Raw genomic sequence first — 19,580 nt, forward strand, 5'->3', positions numbered from 1 at the left:
TTGGATGTCAAACCGCTACGCCGTAATACTGGCTGCCGGCCAGGGAACGAGAATGAAATCAAAACTTTACAAAGTTCTGCACCCTGTCTGCGGGAAGCCTATGGTTCAACATGTAATTGACCAGGTTAAAAGTCTTGATATAAACGATATTGTAACAATTGTGGGCCATGGGGCGGAAAAGGTGAAAGCGCAGCTTGGCGACACCAGCCAGTATGCCCTGCAGGAAGCCCAGCTTGGGACAGCCCATGCCGTACAGCAGGCCAAGGATATACTTGCGGACAATGATGGAGTGACGCTGGTCGTCTGCGGAGATACGCCGCTTGTCAAAGGAGAGACGATGGAGGCGCTGTTCCGCCATCATGAGGAAACAGGCGCAAAAGCAACCATACTTACAGCGCTTGCGGACGATCCAACCGGATACGGCCGCATCGTCCGCGGTGATGATGGCGATGTTGAAAAAATTGTTGAACATAAGGATGCAACGGAAGCAGAGCGGAAAATTACTGAAATCAATACAGGTACATATTGTTTTGATAATAAAGCTTTGTTTGCCGCACTGGAGAATGTTTCAAATGACAATGTGCAAGGGGAGTACTACCTGCCGGACGTCGTTGAAATTCTGAAGAAGCAGGGTGACAGGGTTTCTGCTTATGTCACAGAAAGCTTTGAGGAAACAATGGGAGTTAATGACAGGGTCGCTCTTGCAGAGGCAGAGCGGATCATGAGAAAAAGAATCAATGAAATGCATATGCGGAATGGTGTTTCCCTTATTGACCCTTCCAATACGTATATTGGTTCAGATGTCATCATTGGATCGGATACCGTTATTTATCCAGGGACTACTCTTGAAGGCAGCACTTCTATCGGGCCGGACTGCTTCATTGGGCCGAACAGTGAAATCAGCAATTGCGAAATTGGCAATAATACTGTTATCCGCCAATCCGCGGCATTCGACAGCAAAATTGGATCAGGTGTCAACATTGGCCCATTTGCCCATATCAGGCCGCAATCGGATATTCATGATGAAGTGAAAATCGGCAACTTTGTCGAAATCAAGAAAGCGGTGTTTGGAAAAGGCAGCAAAGCTTCGCATTTGAGCTATATTGGGGATGCTGAAGTAGGAACGGACGTCAACATTGGCTGCGGGTCGATTACGGTAAACTATGATGGACAAAATAAGCACCTGACCAAAATTGAAGATAATGTGTTCATTGGCTGCAATTCCAATTTGGTTGCACCTGTGACAATTGGCAAGGGAGCCTATGTAGCAGCAGGTTCAACGATTACGGAAGATGTACCCGGGGAAGGCCTGGCTATCGCCCGTGCCCGCCAGGTGAATAAAGAAGAGTATGCCCAGAAATTGAATCGAAAGAAATAACTTGGAGGTTCATGATGACGAATCAATATTTAGACCCGAATTTAAAGGTGTTTACCCTCAATTCCAATAAGGCTCTGGCAGAGGAAATCGCCAAAGTGATTGGTGTTGAGCTAGGGAAATGCTCTGTATCCCGATTTAGTGATGGCGAAATCCAGATTAACATTGAGGAAAGCATCCGCGGCTGTGATGTATTTGTCATCCAGTCCACGAGCGGTCCCGTAAACGAACATATCATGGAGCTGCTAATCATGATTGACGCCCTGAAGCGGGCATCGGCCAAGACGATTAACCTTGTGATCCCTTACTACGGTTATGCCCGTCAGGATCGAAAGGCTAGGGCACGCGAGCCGATTACAGCCAAGCTTGTGGCCAACCTGCTTGAAACCGCGGGGGCGACACGCGTCATTACGCTTGATTTGCATGCACCGCAAATCCAAGGGTTTTTCGATATTCCAACGGATCAGTTGGTGGGTGTACCGATTTTGGCGGAGCACTTTAAAAACCGTCACTTTGACGGCGACATTGTCATTGTCTCCCCTGACCACGGCGGAGTGACAAGAGCAAGAAAAATGGCGGAGAGACTGAAAGCTCCAATTGCCATTATTGACAAGCGGCGTCCTCGTCCAAATGTGGCCGAAGTCATGAACATTGTCGGAAACATCGAAGGGAAAGTAGCTATCCTGATTGATGACATCATTGACACAGCCGGCACCATCACGCTTGCGGCCAATGCGCTTGTGGAGAATGGCGCTCTCGAAGTGCTGGCTTGCTGTACACACCCTGTCCTTTCAGGACCTGCAATCGAGCGGATTGAAAATTCCAAGATTAAGGAATTGGTCGTTACGAATACGATTCAACTCGGCGAAGAAAAGCGCATCGACAAGATTGTCGAGCTGTCTGTAGCTCCGTTAATTGGGGAAGCAATCATTCGTGTCCATGAAGAACAATCTGTCAGCACTTTATTTGATTGATTTGGTAAAAGGCTTGCTCCAGAGGCAGGCCTTTCCTTTTAAAAGAAGGCTCTGTTATTATTCATTGTTGATTCCCATAGAGGCATGAGAATTATTAAGGGGAGAATTTCCGGTTATTGTACGCAGAGGCACCTTAAGAAGCAGAAATAAGGGGAGAAATTTCCCTTATCTTCTAAAAAGAAGCACTAGCTTTGCAATAAGGTGGAAAACACCGCCATTCAAGGTTAATTTTTACATGTAGTTACTTAGCTAGTTAGCTTTTAAAACAAAAAAAAGGACTCCTGACTAAATCAACATAGTTACCAAGCAAGTTAGCACCTGATTATCCGATTACCTTTGGACAATTTGAACGGTCTTCAGCTTCTTGGGATATTTTCTTGGCCGCCCGGGTTTTCCTTTTTTTCGTCTTCCTTTGGACTTTCTACTCGGCTCCCTTAGAAGGGCCCCCATAAAATTGTCCCATGTGTCATACCAATATTGGCGGAGAAATTTGAGTATTTCCCAAGTGGATTTTTTTGAACCAGTCTGAATTCTGACTAATTCGCAGAGCCCATAAGCGATCATGGCCAGCCACAACTGGTTCCATACGGCCTCCTTGGTGTGACTGTAGAATCTCACCAGTTTGAGGTGCTGTTTGATCCACTTGAAAAAGAGTTCAATCTTCCATCGTTGGCGATAAATCTCYGCGATTTCACTCGCAGTAAGGTCCCGGCGGTTCGTGACKACCCTATATTTATTGGCTTCTTCATCAAGAAATTCTACGAGACGCAGTGAAASCATTTCGTCCGTTTTTGGCTTYTTGACCTGCACYTCAGCGTCTAAAACAATGTTCGAATCCTCTGTGTTGTCACGTTTACTCAGGATTGTAAGCTTTGAATTTCCCTTTACCCTGGCAACGAATTGAAGGCCMCTTTCAACCAATTCCGAGTAGAAGCCATAACTGATGTACCMTCGATCATAGATGTAGGTGACATCTTGATCAATCACCAGTTMAAGCGCAACTTCCTTGTCATCTACCMCAATGGTTGAAAAAATGGATTTCCCCGGATAATAGGTTTTTTCATCAGCGACAATCAAACAGAGATGAAGCTTTACTCCATTGTTTTTCCTGGTGGAATAAGCCMATTCACCCGCCTTGGAAGGAAGCGAGAGCTGAGAAGAGTCTACTGCAGCCAACTTGCCCAGTATGTCAAAGCCTGGCAGGCGTTTATAATGCTGGTCAACCTGCTTGAAGATTCKAATTGCAGTCTCCTGAAGGAGACCGGTTGGCAGCTTTTGAAGCTTCCTGTTAATAGAAGAACCATGAATACTCTCCAGTTCAAGCAGTTCCTTGAACACCTTTTTGGACTTGAGGTTCTCGCTCAAATCCCATAAGGATTCACGTCTCATGAGCATTCCTTCCACCGTCATGGTAATGACATGTCCAGAAAAAAGTTTATGTGCTTTATGGTCCATAAAGGGGTCACGATAATTCTCAAGATTTAACAGTTCCAAACACTTTTGAACTACAGATGGATTGGGTATAGARTCCATAGAGTTCATATGAATCCTCCTCTTGTAGAATTGGGGTGTTTGGTAACCTGTTGATTACAATTCTACATAGGAGGATTTTTTCTGTTTAAAACCTAATTCAATGATATACCAGTATTTGGTACAACTTTGCAAAGCTAGTGAAAAAGAAGGTAAAATTGATGTTTCTGATCCCTATAACCGGAAAAACTCCTCTTATTTTAAGGGAAATATGGGTATTTCCCGAATTAGCCGGAATCTCTCCCTTTATTTTTTGAATAAGAGTGAAATCAACATTCAGCGATAACAGAGTGTAAATGAAAAAAATTCCTTCACTTAGATAACTGTCTAGCTCCATCGCTTGTAGGGGCTGAGCACTAAGGAAAGCTTCCAATAATAGGCATCGCAGGAACAATCCGCTCTTAGATTGTTCCGAAGGTGCTTCCGCTTCCGCTTTTCTTTCTACGTTTAGATTAGTCCAATTTAGGGCATTTTTTATAGGAGAAGCCTTAAAAAACTTTCACTTGGAAGGGGACTTATCTATGAGTGCGGTATTAAAAGCGAATGAGCGCGGAGCGGCACAGAATTCAAATTTAAGGAAACTGCGTGCCGAAGGGAAGATTCCAGCTGTCGTGTATGGGAAAAATACGGATAGCAAGCCAGTTTTCGTCGATAGTAAGGATTTTATTAAAACAATCCGTGAAGTTGGCAGAAACGGAATCATCTCGTTGGATGTCAACGGCAGCAGCACGGATGTCATGCTGGGTGATTATCAGGAGGATTCCATTAAAAGGGAAATTCTTCATGTCGATTTCCGGGCGGTTGATATGTCGTCTGAAGTCACAGCCAATGTCAGGATCACGCTGGTCGGCGAAGCTGCCGGGGCCAAGGATGGCGGTGTGGTTCAGCAGCCAGTCCATGAATTGCCGGTAACAGCGACTCCAGGCAATATTCCGCAGGCCATTGAAGTGGATATTACGAACCTCCAGGTAGGCGAGAATCTTACTGTGGCTGACATCCGGACAGGAGCCAGCTATCAAATCAATGAAGATGAATCGCTTGTGCTTGTTTCCATCCTTCCGCCTAAGCAGGAAGAAGAGATCAGCACGGGTGAGGAACAGGAACCCGGGATCCCTGAAAATGAAGAAGGCAGAGAAACAGAAGCCAGCGAAAGCTAGCAGAATAGACGTAACCTCAAGGGTTGCGTCTTTTATCGTTGATAGAAAATGGGTGAATATAGATGAAACTGATTGTGGGACTGGGGAATCCAGGAAAGCAGTATGATAAAACGCGACATAACATCGGATTTGACGTCATTGATGAATTGTCCGCAAGGCTGGATATCCCATTGAGCCAGGCCAAGTTTAAGGGCCTGTATGGTGCGGGTGTTGTGAAAGGTGAAAAGGTCATTTTATTAAAGCCTTTGACGTATATGAATTTATCAGGTGAGTCAATAAGGGCCGTCATGGATTATTTTGATATTGAACTTGATGACCTTGTTGTGGTTTATGATGACCTTGATTTGCCAACCGGGAAAATCCGCCTGCGGCAGAAGGGAAGTGCCGGCGGGCATAACGGCATCAAGTCGACAATTGCCCATACGGGATCCCAGGAGTTTAACAGGATTCGGGTCGGCATAAGCCGTCCGCAAAACGGAATGGCCATTACTGACTATGTCCTAGGGAAATTCTCTAAGGAAGAACAGCCTGATATGGAGCATGCCGTCAAAAAGGCGTGCGAAGCCTGCGAGGCATGGCTGGAAAAGCCTTTCCTCCAGGTCATGAATACGTACAATCAGTGAACATATCTGGTTCACAGCTGAATATATTTAAATGAATAAGTTCCTCCCTTGCTGTGAATAATAGAGAAAGAATGAGCGGGGAGGGACTTGGCATGGCACTGCACTATCATTGCCGGCATTGTGGAACAAAGATAGGTTCTCTGGACAAAATGTCTGTCCATAGTGAGAACTTGGGCTTCCATAAGCTGACAGAAGAGGAACGCCATGATATGATTTCTTATGTAAACAATGGTGATATTCATATAAAATCGATCTGTGAAGATTGTCAGGAATCTTTGGAACGCAACCCCGGATATCATGAAAATGATTATCTGATTCACTGACAACTGCGCTTTGGGCACTCTGCTCCAAAGCATTTTTCTGTTTTTTACTAAACGCGAATACATGGATCATCAAGGGAGAGGTTGGGATGCAAGGGCTGAAAGCTCTTTTTAATCAGCAGGATGATATACATTCTGTTGTTTCTGGTATGGAAGAAGGGTTGAAAGAACAGTTGGTAGCCGGTCTGTCAGGCTCGGCAAGAACTGTTTTTTTAGCATCTGTTTATGAAAGAACAGGCCGGCCGGTGCTGGTGGCCACACATAATCTGCTTCAGGCTCAAAAGGTATATGATGACCTGGCTGGCCTTATTGGGGAAGAAGAGGTCTATCTTTATCCGGCCAATGAACTGATTGCAGCTGAATTAAGCATCTCTTCACCAGAATTGAGGGCACAGCGCATTGAGGCTCTCAATCATTTGGCGAGCCGAAAAAAGGGCATTGTGGTAGCGCCTGTGGCGGGACTGCGAAAAATATTGCCTCCTAAAGAGCTTTGGAGTGAATTTCAGCTGCAATTTTCTGTTGGCGAGGATATTGAAGTAGAGAAAGTATTAAATACCTTTGTGGATATGGGCTATATCCGTTCCGAGCTGGTCGCCGCACCTGGTGAATTCAGTGTCCGGGGCGGGATTATCGATATTTACCCCCTCACGGCCGTTGATCCGCTGAGGATTGAATTGTTTGACACGGAAGTAGACTCCATCCGTACCTTCTCGCTGGAGGACCAGCGTTCCAAGGAAAAGCTGAACGAGGTGTCAATCGGCCCTGCAGCCGAGAATCTGCTTGATGGAGGAATGGCCGACAGGCTGATTGCCGGCCTTGAAAAAGGACTGTCCTCAAGTCTGAAGAAACTTAAGGATGATAAGGCAAAGACACAGCTGTCCCAAAATATCGGGTATGAGCTGGAACAATTCAGGAATGGCCAGAAGCCTGATGAATTATTCAAGTATTTGTCGATTGCCTATGGCCAGCCTCAAAGTTTGCTAGATTACTTGCCGGATAATGGGATGCTGTTCATCGATGAAATTGGACGAGTTCAGGAAATGAACGAATCCCTCAATAAAGAGGAAGCGGAATGGTACACCAGTCTGCTTGGGGAAGGGCAAATCATCCATGATCTGAAGATTTCCCATAACCTTCCCGAACTGCTGCAGCAAACAAAGCATCATATTGTTTATTTGAGCTTGTTTTTAAGGCATGTTCCGAACACCAATCCGCAAAATATTATTAATATATCATGCAAGCCGATGCAGAATTTCCATGGGCAGATGAATGTCTTAAAAGGCGAGATAGAGCGCTGGAAAAAGAGCCATTATACGATTGTGTTCCTTGGAGCCGATGAGGAAAGGATGCACAAGCTTGAGCGTGTTCTCGAAGATTATGAAATGGAAGCCCTTGTCGTCAAGGAAGACAAACTGCTGCCGGAAAAAGTGCAGATTCTGCGGGGCAGCCTGAACACCGGATTTGAAATGCCGATCCAAAAGATTGCCGTAATAACCGAGGAAGAGCTTTTCAATAAAAAGACGAGGAAGTCGGCACGGCGCCAAAAGCTGTCCAATGCTGAGCGGATCAAAAGCTATTCCGAGTTGAAAGCGGGCGACTATGTCGTCCATGTCAACCACGGGATTGGAAAATACCTGGGCATTGAGACACTGGTCATTAATGGTGTCCATAAAGACTATCTTCATATTCGTTATCAGGGAACAGACAAGCTGTATGTCCCAGTCGAGCAAATCGACCTTGTGCAAAAGTATGTAGGCTCGGAAGGAAAGGAGCCTAAGGTTTATAAGCTTGGCGGCAGCGACTGGAAACGTGTGAAAAGCAAGGTTCAGTCCTCGGTCCAAAATATCGCCGACGACCTGATCAAGCTTTACGCCGAAAGGGAAGCGAGCAGAGGCTATGCTTTTTCGCCGGATGGCGATATGCAACGGGAATTTGAAACCTCGTTCCCGTATCAGGAAACAGAAGACCAGCTCCGGTCGATCCAGGAAATCAAAAAGGACATGGAAAATGAGCGGCCAATGGACCGCCTTTTGTGCGGGGATGTTGGGTATGGCAAGACAGAAGTGGCGATCAGGGCAGCCTTCAAGGCGATTGCCGATGGAAAGCAGGTCGCTCTCCTTGTCCCGACGACCATCCTTGCCCAGCAACATTATGAGACGATAAGGGAAAGGTTCCAGGACTACCCGATCAATATTGGACTGTTAAGCAGATTCCGCACCCGCAAGCAGCAAAATGAGACAATAAAAGGACTCAAAACTGGAACGGTCGATATTGTGATTGGCACCCACCGGATTCTTTCAAAAGATATTACCTACCGTGACCTTGGTTTGCTGATCATTGATGAAGAACAGCGTTTTGGCGTTACGCACAAGGAAAAAATCAAACAGCTGAAAACAAACGTAGATGTCCTTACCTTGACAGCCACTCCAATCCCAAGAACCCTGCATATGTCGATGCTTGGTGTTCGTGACCTGTCTGTTATCGAAACTCCTCCTGAAAACCGGTTCCCTGTCCAGACGTATGTCATGGAATACAATGGTGGTCTGGTCCGGGAAGCGATTGAAAGGGAACTGGCAAGGGATGGCCAGGTTTATTTCCTCTATAACCGGGTGGAAGACATCGAGCGGAAGGCAGAGGAGATTTCCATGCTTGTTCCCGACGCAAGGGTAACCTATGCGCATGGGAAGATGACGGAAAACGAACTGGAATCGGTCATGCTGGGCTTCCTCGAAGGCGAATATGATGTGCTCGTCAGCACGACAATCATTGAAACCGGCGTGGACATTCCCAATGTGAACACACTGATTGTCCATGATGCAGATAAAATGGGCCTGTCCCAGCTTTACCAGCTGAGAGGGCGTGTCGGCCGCTCCAACCGCGTTGCCTATGCTTATTTTACGTACCGGAAAGACAAGGTTCTGACAGAAGTCGCCGAGAAGCGGCTTCAGGCAATCAAGGAGTTTACCGAGCTTGGCTCCGGATTTAAAATTGCGATGCGCGACTTGTCAATCCGCGGTGCCGGTAACCTTCTGGGGGCCGAACAGCACGGATTCATCGACTCTGTCGGTTTCGACCTTTATTCTCAAATGCTTAAGGAGGCAATCGAAGAACGCAAGCCTGGACATGAACAGAAAACCAGGCCAAGCGTTGAAATTGACCTTGAAGTGGATGCCTATATTCCTGATGCCTACATCAGGGATGGACACCAGAAAATCGAGATGTATAAGCGTTTCCGCGCGCTGGAGACGTTAAAGGATATCGAAGAGCTGCAGGAAGAGATGGTAGACCGGTATGGCGACTATCCTGACGAGGTGCTGAACCTCTTTAATGTGGCTGAACTTAAAATCTTTGCCGGCATGGCCGGAGTGGAATCCGTCAAGCAGAGCAAGCAGGAAATAACCATCCTGCTTTCCGAGGATGGAAGCAGCCGGGTCGATGGCCAGAAAATCTTTAAAATCAGCAATCAATATCGCCGCCAGGTAGGATTAGGAATGGAAGGCAAGAAACTGAAGATGGTCATCCAGACAAAGGGACTGGACCAAAACCAGTGGTTCGCCATTACTTTCGAAATGGTCAAAGGACTGCATGATTCTGTTAAAGAGGAGAACTCCGTATCTTAAGAGCAGCTTTGTAACAAAACTGTAAATTGGAAAGTGTTTCAAACAGAATAGACAAGGGTATTTCAAAGAGTGGAAGCTAATGGAAGGATTATCCGTTTCTGGCATGTTTATCACTCAAGAGAAAAATTTCTAGTCTGTGAATAGAACTTTCCATATGAAAGATACTAAGTTCAATCTTGGCAAAGGTGGAAATTAACTTGAGGACCACCACTGCCAGTAACACAATCATCAGATGAAAGTGAGGCAACGTTGGATGAAAGCAACTGGTATTGTTCGTCGTATCGATGATTTAGGTCGTGTCGTTATCCCAAAAGAAATCCGCAGAACACTTCGAATCCGAGAGGGAGATCCACTGGAAATCTTCGTGGACCGGGATGGGGAAGTGATTCTGAAGAAATATTCCCCAATCAGCGAGTTGAGCGATTTTGCAAAAGAATATGCAGAGGCGCTTTACGACAGCCTTGGAAATCCTGTCCTCATCTGTGACAGGGATGCTTTTATTGCTGTTGCCGGAGGCTCTAAAAAAGACTATTTGAATAAGAATATTAGTGAACTCGTTGAAAAAACAATGGAAGAGCGCAGCTCAGTCCTCGTCAACCAGCAAGGAACCGTTTCAATCTCGGACGGTAATGAAGATACCATCTCCGCTTATACCATTGGCCCAATCATCGCGAATGGAGACCCTATTGGAGCGGTAATCATCTTCTCTAAAGAAAATTCTTTGGGAGAAGTAGAGCAAAAAGCAGTTGAAACAGCGGCAGGTTTCCTTGCCAGGCAGATGGAGCAATAATACAATAATTAAAAAAAGCGGCCATGGGCCGCTTTTTTTGGTATTCCTGGACACGGCTGTATTTCCCGCTGTTATCTATACAGCAGACTTGCGTTCGGAAAGGAGAAGAGGAAAAGTGGGGGGGCGAGTCCGAATAGAGGCTGCATTCGGACAGGAACGTAGGAAAATGCCGGGCTGAAGTCCGAATGAAGGAGCACCGTAAGCAAGACCAGTTCAAATGCTGCCCTTCCGCCTTCTCCCTTTTGATTGCCAAATCAAACCATTGTGATTATAATACTTGAGATACTTTCTTCCATGGAAGGAGCTGGCTATGAAGCCCGTTTTAAAAGCGGACGAACTGTTCAGGGGAGCAATGATCCTGACAGCGGCCGCCCTAATTACAAAAATTTTGAGTGCGCTCTACCGGGTTCCCTTTCAAAACATTGTGGGGGATGTTGGTTTTTATATTTATCAGCAGGTATATCCTTTTTATGGGATGATGCTCGTTTTGTCGACCACCGGATTCCCGGTCATCATCTCCAAGCTTTACAGCGATGAGCTCAAAAAAGGGAATCAGGAAAAGGCGATAAGGCTGCTTTCCATTTCCCTGTTTTTTCTCGCTTTGCTTGGAATACTCCTTTTTTTCACTTTCCTGTTTGGCGCCGAAATGATGGCTGCCTGGATGGGAGATCCCCAGCTTTCCAGATTGTTTCGGGTTATGGCCTTCCCGTTTTTGATTCTGCCCTTCACGGCGGTTATGAGAGGGTATTTCCAGGGAAGAGGCAATATGATCCCCACTGCCTATTCCCAGGTAGGAGAGCAGTTTGTCCGGGTTGTAACCATCCTTGCGCTTTCGTTCCTGTTGGTTAAATGGGAATACTCGTTATATCAGGCTGGAAGCGCAGCGGTATTCGGTTCAGTGACCGGAGGGCTCGTCGGGCTGTGGATACTGTGCTTCTTTTTTTTGCGGAACAGCCATCATGTTTTCGGGTCCGCCCTTAAACCAAAGGAACTTGCGAGTGAAGCGCCAGCCGTCTTTAAGGCGCTGGCATTTCAAGGGTTCGCGGTAAGCATAAGCGGGATGGTGCTCATACTCATGCAGCTGGCCGATTCCCTTAACCTTTATCAGCAGCTGCTGCACATTATGGAGGCACCAGAGGCTAAAACAGCCAAAGGCATCTTTGACCGCGGCCAGCCGCTGATCCAGCTGGGGGCCGTGGCAGCAACCTCGATTGCATTATCACTGGTCCCGGCCATTTCGGGTGAAAGCCGGAAGGGATATGTGGTTAAGCATGTGCGGATTGCGCTTCAGATGAGCCTGCTCATTGGGGCCGCGGCCGCGGCGGGGCTCTTCAGCATTATTGAGCCAACCAATGTAATGCTGTTCCAAAATGCTGATGGTTCCGCAGTTCTGGCAGTATTAAGTGTAATGATTCTTCCAGCAACCGTCCTAATTACCCTTGTGGGTGTCCTCCAGGGGCTAAACCGGTTATACTTCCCTGCTGTTTTGATTTTGACAGGTTTCGCGTTAAAATATGGTTTAAACCAATATTTAGTTCCGTTGCATGGCACGATGGGAGCTGCTGTTGCATCCCTCATTTCCTTATTTTCCATGATGGGCGTATCGATATGGAAACTGCGGAGTGCTGTGGGGCAGCGCGTTCTCCCTGCGCTGTTCATAGGAAAGATCCTGTTTGCTGCCGGGTCCATGGGGGTTTTTCTTCATTTTTACCTTGAACTTGCTGCCTACCTTGAATTCTACTTGCAGCCCTTGAGGCTGGTGTCGGCTATTCAGGCCGTCAGCGCGGTTTTCCTGGGTGCAGCGATCTATATAATCATTGTCATAAGAACAAAGGCATTGGGTGAAGCGGAACTGCTGATGCTGCCGTTTGGCAGCAAGCTTCTGTTTCTTTTGCCAAACAAGACAGGAGAGAAGATATGAAAAACATTTTAGTACTCGGTCTTGGGGCCGGAGATCTGGAGCAAATCCCATTCGGCGTTTATAAGAAGCTGATAGGGGGCCAAACCGTTTATCTAAGGACAAAGGAACATCCTGTTGTTGCGCAGCTTGAGCAGGAGGGTGCAAGCTTTCTGTCCTTTGACCATATTTATGAAAAGCACAGCGAGTTTCCTGCCGTGTATGAAGAAATATGCGAAACCCTTTTGGCAGAAGCGGAAAAGTCAGCAATTGTCTATGCTGTACCAGGCCACCCGCTTGTGGCGGAACGGTCTGTACAGCTGTTATTGGAAAGAGGGCCTGAGCGGGGGATTGAAATCAAAATTGGCGGAGGCCAGAGTTTTATTGATGCCATTTTCCAGGCGCTGAAAGTCGATCCAATTGAAGGTTTCCAGCTTCTTGACGGGACTGGTCTCTCCAAGGATCAGCTTGCCATAGGCAGCCATATGATTATCGGCCAGGTGTATGACCGTTTTGTTGCCTCGGACGTTAAACTGACTTTAATGGAAAAGCTGCCTGATGAATATATGGTTGCGATTGTGACCGCAGCCGGAAGCAGTGAAGAAAAAATCGCCTGGGTTCCTCTGTACGAGCTGGATCATGAAACAGAGGTAAATAACCTTACTTCCGTGTACGTTCCACCTGTAGGATCTGAACAGGCCCAATACCGCGAGTTTTCGACACTGCGCCGCATCATTGCAGATTTGCGCGGGCCGAATGGCTGCCCTTGGGACAAAAAACAGACCCACATGTCATTGAAAAAATATTTAATTGAAGAAGCATATGAATTAATAGAGGCAATAAACAATGAAGATATCGATCATATGGTGGAAGAACTGGGCGATGTTCTATTGCAGGTGATGCTGCATGCCCAGATTGGCGAGGATGACGGCTATTTTTCCATTGAAGATGTGATAGCGGGTATATCGGAAAAAATGGTGCGCAGGCATCCTCATGTCTTTGGAGATACAGTGGCGGAAGATGAGGAAGCCGTACTGAAAAATTGGCAGCAAATTAAGCAGCAGGAGAAAGGAAGTGCACCTGCCTCCCTGCTTGAAGGTGCGGGAAAGGGCCTGCCGCAATTGCTAAAGGCTGCAGAGCTGCAAAAGGAAGCGGCCAAGACTGGCTTTGACTGGCCAGACATCAAACCGGTCATTGACAAGGTAAAAGAAGAGATAGGTGAGTTTGAGGAAGCAGTCAGCGGTAAAAATAAAGAAGAACAGGAGCAGGAATTCGGCGATCTGTTGTTTGCCCTCGTCAATGTGGCCAGGCATTATAAAATAGATCCTGAGGAAGCCTTGTTCAGGACCAACCAGAAATTTACCCGCCGTTTTAAATACATTGAACAAAAAGTTGCGGAAAGCAATCGTCCATTCTCAGACTATACGCTTGAGGATTTGGATGCATTTTGGGAGGAAGCAAAAGAAAAGGAGAAATAGGAGGTTTAAAGAAAATGAGATTGGATAAATTTCTAAAGGTTTCCCGGTTGATAAAGAGAAGAACAATGGCAAAGGAAGTGTCCGATCAGGGAAGGATCCTTGTGAATGGAGTTCCGGCAAAAGCGAGCACCAATGTCAAAGTGGGCGATGAGCTTTCCATCCGCTTTGGCCAAAGACAAGTGACCGCCAAAATTGATCGAATCCAGGAAAATTCCCGCAAAGAAGAAGCAGCGGAGATGTACACCATTGTCAGCGAAGAACGGCTGAACGATACAGAATAACAGGCTTGTTCTATTTATCCCCCTACCAACATACATATGTACAAACTCTGTATAAAGAGATTGTGGGGGATAAACATGAGCCAATATTATGAATCAACCAACCAAAAGAGCACTCCTGACCATGATGTCATCATGCGAGGAAGGCGCACGCTTGAGATTTCCGGTGTAAAACAGGTAGAGAGCTTTGATAACGAAGAGTTCCTCCTGGAAACAGTTATGGGATTTCTGGCAATCAAAGGCCAGAATCTGCAGATGAAGAACCTTGATGTGGATAAAGGGATTGTCTCAATTAAGGGAAAAGTCTTTAACTTGGTCTATTTGGATGACCAGCATGGGGAGAAGGCTAAAGGATTCTTTAGCAAGCTGTTTCGATGACGCTTACCACCCAATTCATCACCATGCTCGCCATGATTGGAATGGGCAGCCTGTTCGGTGTCTCGCTGGATACGTATAACCGCTTCCTGCAGAGGCAAAGGCGAAAAACCTGGATTGTGTTCATCAATGATGTTCTTTTTTGGGTGTACCAGGGGCTGTCCATTTTTTATGTACTTTTCTCGGTTAACCAGGGAGAGCTGCGTTTTTATATTTTCTTGGCTCTTTTATGCGGGTTTGCCGCCTATCAGAGCCTGATGAGACGTCTATACCTGAAACTGCTTGAATGGCTGATTTCCGTTGCTGTTTCGACATACCGGATCATGGTCGGCATTGTCCGTACCCTCATTCTTCGTCCGCTTCGCTTTTTGGGATTATCGATCCTTTCCCTGCTGCTGTTGGCGGGAAAGGGCCTTTTACTTTTGGGGAAAACAGCCTGGGCGATTTCTTTGTGGGTACTAAAGGTAGCCTGGAAACCATTTCAGCTGCTCTTTACACTTTTTTGGAAGCTTTTGCCGAAAAAGATTAAAAAAAGCGTCGAGAGATTATATAATGAAATGGCAGGATTTATCCATCGGCTCAAGAAATACACTTATAAGGTCATAAACAAGGTGAAAAACATAAAAAAATAAGGAGGACCGCGKGGAATGAGTGCCGTTAAAAAACGCAAAATCGCAAAATTGGAGAACCAGTATGTACAGCAAAGTGAGTTAGCAGGAATCGCAGAAACCAGGAAGCGAAAGTTGTTATTTAGGCGCCTCGCAGTCTTTTTTGTCTTTGCTGCTGTTATTTCCGTCGTTATGGTTTCTACCTTTATATCGCAGACATCCGCCCTTGAACAAAAAATCGAGGAAAAGGCAGAGCGGGAAAGCGAGCTGGCCGATTTGCAGAAGAAGCAAGAGATTCTCGAAGAAGAAATCGTAAAATTGAATGATGAAGAGTATATTGCCAAACTGGCAAGAAGGGATTATTTCCTGTCGGAAAAAGGGGAAATCATCTTCAGCCTTCCATAGAAAAACAGGAAAAAAGGGCTGAAGCGATGGCTTATTGACACTCTTTTTCCATGTTCGGTATAATATACAGCAAGCATGATTTTTTAATTCTTTAAGGAGGAACATTCTTTTTATGTCAATCGAAGTAGGCAGCAAGTTACAGGGGAAGGTAACAGGCATCACTAATTTCGGAGCATTTGTGGAGCTGCCGGAAGGGTCAACAGGGCTTGTCCATATCAGCGAGGTCGCAGATAATTATGTCAAGGACATTAACGACCACCTGAAAGTCGGCGATCAAATTGAGGTTAAAGTCCTCAATGTTGAGAAAGACGGCAAAATTGGTTTATCCATTAAAAAGGCAATCGACAGACCGGAGAGGCCAGCCCGCCCGGAAAGGGATTCTAAGCCCTACTCCCAGCGCCCGCGCCATGGAAGGACAAATGATAACCGCAACAGCCGCCCGGAAAACTTTGAATCAAAGATGGCTAAGTTTCTAAAGGACAGTGAAGACCGCCTGACATCCCTGAAGCGCCATACTGAATCAAAGCGCGGCGGCAGAGGAGCCAGAAGAGGGTAACTTGCTGCTGAACATAATATAGATATCCTTAAAGACAAGTCGAGCGGGCTTGTCTTTTTTTAATATCATCCGAAAGGGATAATTGTTCGGTAAAATGTTTGCATTTAGCAGCCTTATGGTAGATGGGGCGGGGTTTTATAATCAAAATGGGCGGTTCTTATTTAAAATGACTCATTCATATGTAGCTATTTCGCTATTTATATACCTATTTGGGTATATGATAATGCGAGTACTAGTATTAAATATACCTTTAATACCAGTAAGGGTTATTATAATGCTGGTTAGCGGGGTTTTAATGCTGGTAAGAGCAAGTATAATGCCAGTACTAGGTTTAAAGCAGTCAATATAATCCTAGTACTAGCATTAAATTGACCAGGTCTTGGCGTTTAAACCGAGTACTGCATTAAAGCGTAAGACAACTCGCCAATTGGACAATAATAAAATTCTTCTGTGCATGCAAAAAAAGCACTGGAACAAGTCCAGTGCTTTTGGGATGMCCCCTACGGGATTCGAACCCGTGTTACCGCCGTGAAAGGGCGGTGTCTTAACCGCTTGACCAAGGGGCCATGATAAAATTTGCGGGCGCTTCCGCTTTTCGTGATGTCCAGCTTCGGCTCCTAGCCCCTCGAATCGCTTCGGTCCGTCCGATGAAGTCAAAGAACGACTTCACCTGCCGGCCCTCCAGCGCTTGTCGGGGCTGGGCAGTCGCCTCCGCATTTCGTTGTCCAGCTGCAGGCGCCATCGGCTCGAGTCACAAGTCAATCCGTCCGAAAGGTTAAAGAGCAACCTTCCTGCCGGCTCGCCTTGTGCTGGTCGCCGATAAACGGGCGCCTTCCGCTTTTCTGTATAGCGGCGGAGGGGATCGAACCCCCGACCTTACGGGTATGAACCGTACGCTCTAGCCAGCTGAGCTACACCGCCATGTTTCGCCTTTGTTAAGGCACAAGATATATAATACCGAGCGAATGGATTTATGTCAATAAGAATTACAAAGAAATTTGTCGGGACAAAACTGGGAATCAGTCGAACGAAAGTGAGCGACTTGTCCTTATTTTTGACAAAATTCTGATAATTATCCTTTTATAATGAAAAATAATGAAAAAAATGCAGGGAGTGGATCAAATGCAAAATGCGGAAAGGAATATCGTTGAGCCGATAAGAGAGGTTATAAAGCCAAAGTTTGACCTATCGGGTTTAGGTGCCAAACTGCAGATGAAAATCGAAAGCGTCTTTCTGAAGAAGGGATATCTTTTTCTGATTATTGGGTTCCTGCTTGGCCGGGCCTTGATCCTCGCGCAGCTGACTCCATTCAGCCTCCCCTTCTTCGCCGCTGTTTATTATATCCGAAAGGACCGCGCCCCCCTTGCCCTCATTGGCCTTGTAGCTGGCGCTGCTACATTGGGCCTAGTGGAAGCGGCGTTTACCCTTGGGTCCATTTTTCTGTATCTCCTGCTCTATCGCCTGACGTCCAAATATCTAAAAAATGAACTGACAAGCCTTCCCTTCCTTGTATTTATCACTATTTTAACAGGTAAGATGCTGAAAATCCTTGTGACAAGCGGGAACATGACTGTCTATGAAAGTGCGATGGCAGGGATTGAAGCAGGGTTGGGCCTGATATTGACGTTTATCTTCCTGCAGGGAATCCCGCTTTTAACGGCCGGGAAGCGGAAGCCTTCATTAAAGACGGAGGAAATTGTCTGCCTGATCATCATGCTGGCATCTGTGATGACCGGCACCATTGGCTGGACGGTCTATGACGTTTCGGTGGAACACACATTGGCCCGTTATCTTGTGCTTGTGTTTTCGTTTGTAGCTGGTGCTACGGTCGGCTCCACAGTTGGAGTCGTAACCGGCCTGATTTTCAGCCTGGCCAGTGTGTCAAGTTTTTACCATATGAGCCTTCTGGCATTTGCAGGCTTGCTGGGAGGGCTATTGAAGGAAGGGAAAAAGTTTGGTGTAGCACTTGGTTTGATGATTGCCACTTTGCTGATTGGCATGTATGGGGAAGCTGGTGGTACCTTGAGCAAGTCGGTTCTTGAATCTGCTGCTGCCATCCTGCTCTTTTTGCTGACCCCAAATTCATTAACTTCAAGGATTGCGAAACATATTCCGGGCACGCCCGAGTATTCGGCAGAACAGCAGCAATATATGAGGAAGATCAGGGATGTCACGGCCCGCAGGGTTTCGCAATTTTCCAATGTTTTTCAGGCCTTATCCAAAAGTTTTTCGACAATGGAGGCCCATACGGACGGGGAAGATGCGGACCGCGAGCTAGATTATTTTTTAAGCAATGTGACCGAAAAGACTTGTCAAACATGCTTTAAAAAAGATCATTGCTGGGCAAGGAACTTTAATACAACCTATGACTATATGCGTGACATTATGCATGAAATGGACGGGCAGGGAGGGGCGGTGTCTCCCCGGCTAACAAGAGAGTGGGACAAGCATTGCACCCGGTCGAAGAAAGTCCTTGAAATCATGCAGCAGCAGCTAACTTTTTACCAGGCAAACCGCAAGCTCAAAAAGCAGGTGCAGGAAAGCCGGAAACTTGTGGCGGACCAGCTTCTTGGCGTTTCCGAGGTAATGGAAGACTTCGCGAAAGAGATACAGCGGGAGCGTGAAAACCATCATAAGCAGGAGGAGCAGATTTTATCAGCGATTCAGGATTTCGGACTCCAGATTGAACATGTCGAAATTTATAGCCTTGAACAGGGAAATGTGGATATCGATATGACGATCCCCTATTGCCGCGGCCACGGTGAATGCGAAAAAATCATCGCTCCAATGCTGTCAGACATACTAGGTGAGACGATTGTGGTCAGTTCCGAAGAGTGTGCATCCTTTCCGAATGGATTCTGCCATGCAACTTTCAGGTCGGCCAAGGCCTACGTTGTGATGACAGGTGTGGCCCATGCCGCCAAGGACGGCGACCTTGTTTCCGGGGACAGCTATTCTACCATTGAGCTGGGAGGAGGAAAGTTTGCGATTGCCATCAGCGATGGGATGGGAAATGGCGAACGGGCCCATTCGGAAAGCCAGGAAACCTTGCTGCTGCTGCAGCAGATCCTTCAATCCGGGATTGAAGAAAAGGTGGCCATCAAGTCGGTTAACAGCATTCTTTCATTAAGGACAACCGATGAGATTTTCTCGACGCTCGATTTGGCGATGATTGACCTCCAGAATGCTTCCACCCGTTTTCTGAAAATCGGCTCAACGCCAAGCTTTATCAAGCGCGGAAGCAAGGTTCATAAAATTCAGGCCAGCAATCTGCCAATGGGAATCCTCCAGGAATTCGAAGTGGATGTCGTAAGTGAACAGCTGAAGGCGGGAGACCTCTTGATCATGATGAGCGACGGCGTTTTTGAAGGGCCTAAACATGTGGAAAACTATGATGTGTGGATGAAACGCAAAATTCATGAATTGCAGACCGATGACCCGCAGGCTGTAGCCGATTTAATCATGGAAGAAGTGATCCGTTCGCGCTCAGGGCTGATTGAAGATGACATGACCGTGGTGGTCGCAAAAATCAATCACAATATTCCAAAGTGGGCCTCCATCCCGGTACAAAAGCAGGCATAACGTTTATTTTAT

16 protein-coding genes and 2 tRNA genes are annotated in these 19,580 nt (G+C 46.5%); 15 read left to right on the forward strand and 3 right to left on the reverse strand.

Annotation, left to right across the window (positions count from 1 at the left end):
• Positions 1-4: 4 nt before the first annotated feature.
• Together glmU and ADU22_RS05405 are read left to right on the forward strand one after the other, a co-directional pair.
• Positions 5-1,378 carry a bifunctional UDP-N-acetylglucosamine diphosphorylase/glucosamine-1-phosphate N-acetyltransferase GlmU gene (glmU, locus tag ADU22_RS05400; protein ID WP_053361258.1) on the forward strand — a complete coding sequence of 458 codons (1,374 nt, stop codon included), beginning with the start codon at positions 5-7 and terminating at the stop codon, positions 1,376-1,378.
• Between the two features lie 14 nt (positions 1,379-1,392).
• The gene (locus ADU22_RS05405; protein ID WP_046525177.1) at positions 1,393-2,349 is read left to right on the forward strand and encodes a ribose-phosphate diphosphokinase; all 957 of its coding nucleotides are present in this window, start codon (positions 1,393-1,395) and stop codon (positions 2,347-2,349) included.
• 330 nt (positions 2,350-2,679) lie between these two features.
• Here ADU22_RS05405 and ADU22_RS05410 read toward each other — a convergent pair whose 3' ends face one another.
• Positions 2,680-3,891: an IS4 family transposase gene (locus ADU22_RS05410; protein WP_082252790.1), complete on the reverse strand. Its 1,212-nt coding sequence runs from the start codon at positions 3,889-3,891 to the stop codon at positions 2,680-2,682.
• A gap of 509 nt (positions 3,892-4,400) precedes the next feature.
• Between ADU22_RS05410 and ADU22_RS05420 the strand changes: the two genes are divergently transcribed.
• The 12 genes from ADU22_RS05420 (at position 4,401) to ADU22_RS05475 (ending at position 15,986) form a co-directional block, all read left to right on the forward strand.
• Complete coding sequence (locus tag ADU22_RS05420) at positions 4,401-5,036, forward strand: 50S ribosomal protein L25/general stress protein Ctc (RefSeq protein ID WP_053361261.1); 636 nt, start codon at positions 4,401-4,403, stop codon at positions 5,034-5,036.
• Positions 5,037-5,098: 62 nt separating this feature from the next.
• Positions 5,099-5,659: an aminoacyl-tRNA hydrolase gene (pth, locus tag ADU22_RS05425; protein WP_053361262.1), complete on the forward strand. Its 561-nt coding sequence runs from the start codon at positions 5,099-5,101 to the stop codon at positions 5,657-5,659.
• 92 nt (positions 5,660-5,751) lie between these two features.
• Positions 5,752-5,982, forward strand: a complete 231-nt coding sequence (gene fin, locus ADU22_RS05430) for an anti-sigma-F factor Fin (RefSeq protein ID WP_053361263.1) — start codon at positions 5,752-5,754, stop codon at positions 5,980-5,982.
• Positions 5,983-6,068: 86 nt separating this feature from the next.
• Complete coding sequence (mfd, locus tag ADU22_RS05435; RefSeq protein WP_053361264.1) at positions 6,069-9,599, forward strand: transcription-repair coupling factor; 3,531 nt, start codon at positions 6,069-6,071, stop codon at positions 9,597-9,599.
• Between the two features lie 253 nt (positions 9,600-9,852).
• Positions 9,853-10,389, forward strand: a complete 537-nt coding sequence (spoVT, locus tag ADU22_RS05440) for a stage V sporulation protein T (protein ID WP_053361265.1) — start codon at positions 9,853-9,855, stop codon at positions 10,387-10,389.
• A 310-nt stretch (positions 10,390-10,699) separates the two neighbouring features.
• A complete protein-coding gene (locus ADU22_RS05445; RefSeq protein WP_053361266.1) occupies positions 10,700-12,310 on the forward strand; it encodes a putative polysaccharide biosynthesis protein in 1,611 nt (536 codons plus the stop codon).
• Positions 12,307-13,764, forward strand: a complete 1,458-nt coding sequence (yabN, locus tag ADU22_RS05450) for a bifunctional methyltransferase/pyrophosphohydrolase YabN (protein WP_053361267.1) — start codon at positions 12,307-12,309, stop codon at positions 13,762-13,764. Before ADU22_RS05445 ends, yabN begins: the two co-directional genes overlap by 4 nt.
• A gap of 14 nt (positions 13,765-13,778) precedes the next feature.
• Positions 13,779-14,045 carry an RNA-binding S4 domain-containing protein gene (locus tag ADU22_RS05455; protein WP_046525169.1) on the forward strand — a complete coding sequence of 89 codons (267 nt, stop codon included), beginning with the start codon at positions 13,779-13,781 and terminating at the stop codon, positions 14,043-14,045.
• Positions 14,046-14,120: 75 nt separating this feature from the next.
• Positions 14,121-14,420 carry a sporulation protein YabP gene (gene yabP / locus ADU22_RS05460; RefSeq protein ID WP_053361268.1) on the forward strand — a complete coding sequence of 100 codons (300 nt, stop codon included), beginning with the start codon at positions 14,121-14,123 and terminating at the stop codon, positions 14,418-14,420.
• Positions 14,417-15,049 carry a spore cortex biosynthesis protein YabQ gene (gene yabQ, locus ADU22_RS05465; RefSeq protein WP_053361269.1) on the forward strand — a complete coding sequence of 211 codons (633 nt, stop codon included), beginning with the start codon at positions 14,417-14,419 and terminating at the stop codon, positions 15,047-15,049. Before yabP ends, yabQ begins: the two co-directional genes overlap by 4 nt.
• Positions 15,050-15,064: 15 nt before the next feature.
• A complete protein-coding gene (locus ADU22_RS05470; RefSeq protein WP_053361270.1) occupies positions 15,065-15,430 on the forward strand; it encodes an FtsB family cell division protein in 366 nt (121 codons plus the stop codon).
• A 112-nt stretch (positions 15,431-15,542) separates the two neighbouring features.
• The gene (locus ADU22_RS05475) at positions 15,543-15,986 is read left to right on the forward strand and encodes a S1 domain-containing RNA-binding protein (protein WP_053361271.1); all 444 of its coding nucleotides are present in this window, start codon (positions 15,543-15,545) and stop codon (positions 15,984-15,986) included.
• Positions 15,987-16,480: 494 nt separating this feature from the next.
• Here the strand turns inward: ADU22_RS05475 and ADU22_RS05480 are convergent.
• Both ADU22_RS05480 and ADU22_RS05485 read right to left on the reverse strand, forming a co-directional pair.
• Positions 16,481-16,552: transfer RNA gene (locus tag ADU22_RS05480), tRNA-Glu, on the reverse strand.
• Between the two features lie 281 nt (positions 16,553-16,833).
• Positions 16,834-16,907, reverse strand: a tRNA-Met gene (locus ADU22_RS05485).
• A gap of 201 nt (positions 16,908-17,108) precedes the next feature.
• Between ADU22_RS05485 and spoIIE the strand changes: the two genes are divergently transcribed.
• On the forward strand, positions 17,109-19,568 hold the full coding sequence (gene spoIIE, locus ADU22_RS05490; protein WP_053361272.1) for a stage II sporulation protein E: 2,460 nt from the start codon (positions 17,109-17,111) through the stop codon (positions 19,566-19,568).
• Positions 19,569-19,580: the final 12 nt, after the last annotated feature.

It is taken from the genome of Bacillus sp. FJAT-27251 (assembly GCF_001273925.1).
In the GTDB taxonomy this organism is placed as follows: Bacteria; Bacillota; Bacilli; order Bacillales; family Cytobacillaceae; genus Mesobacillus_B.

Bases quoted from the DNA above. Each gene is read 5' to 3' on its own strand.
- ADU22_RS05405 (WP_046525177.1), top strand. From the start codon at position 1,393: ATGACGAATCAATATTTAGACCCGAATTTAAAGGTGTTTACCCTCAAT.
- yabN (WP_053361267.1), top strand. From the start codon at position 12,307: ATGAAAAACATTTTAGTACTCGGTCTTGGGGCCGGAGATCTGGAGCAA.
- fin (WP_053361263.1), top strand. From the start codon at position 5,752: ATGGCACTGCACTATCATTGCCGGCATTGTGGAACAAAGATAGGTTCT.
- spoVT (WP_053361265.1), top strand. From the start codon at position 9,853: ATGAAAGCAACTGGTATTGTTCGTCGTATCGATGATTTAGGTCGTGTC.
- ADU22_RS05420 (WP_053361261.1), top strand. From the start codon at position 4,401: ATGAGTGCGGTATTAAAAGCGAATGAGCGCGGAGCGGCACAGAATTCA.
- pth (WP_053361262.1), top strand. From the start codon at position 5,099: ATGAAACTGATTGTGGGACTGGGGAATCCAGGAAAGCAGTATGATAAA.
- ADU22_RS05470 (WP_053361270.1), top strand. From the start codon at position 15,065: ATGAGTGCCGTTAAAAAACGCAAAATCGCAAAATTGGAGAACCAGTAT.
- ADU22_RS05455 (WP_046525169.1), top strand. From the start codon at position 13,779: ATGAGATTGGATAAATTTCTAAAGGTTTCCCGGTTGATAAAGAGAAGA.
- glmU (WP_053361258.1), top strand. From the start codon at position 5: ATGTCAAACCGCTACGCCGTAATACTGGCTGCCGGCCAGGGAACGAGA.
- ADU22_RS05445 (WP_053361266.1), top strand. From the start codon at position 10,700: ATGAAGCCCGTTTTAAAAGCGGACGAACTGTTCAGGGGAGCAATGATC.
- ADU22_RS05475 (WP_053361271.1), top strand. From the start codon at position 15,543: ATGTCAATCGAAGTAGGCAGCAAGTTACAGGGGAAGGTAACAGGCATC.
- spoIIE (WP_053361272.1), top strand. From the start codon at position 17,109: ATGCAAAATGCGGAAAGGAATATCGTTGAGCCGATAAGAGAGGTTATA.
- yabP (WP_053361268.1), top strand. From the start codon at position 14,121: ATGAGCCAATATTATGAATCAACCAACCAAAAGAGCACTCCTGACCAT.
- mfd (WP_053361264.1), top strand. From the start codon at position 6,069: ATGCAAGGGCTGAAAGCTCTTTTTAATCAGCAGGATGATATACATTCT.
- yabQ (WP_053361269.1), top strand. From the start codon at position 14,417: ATGACGCTTACCACCCAATTCATCACCATGCTCGCCATGATTGGAATG.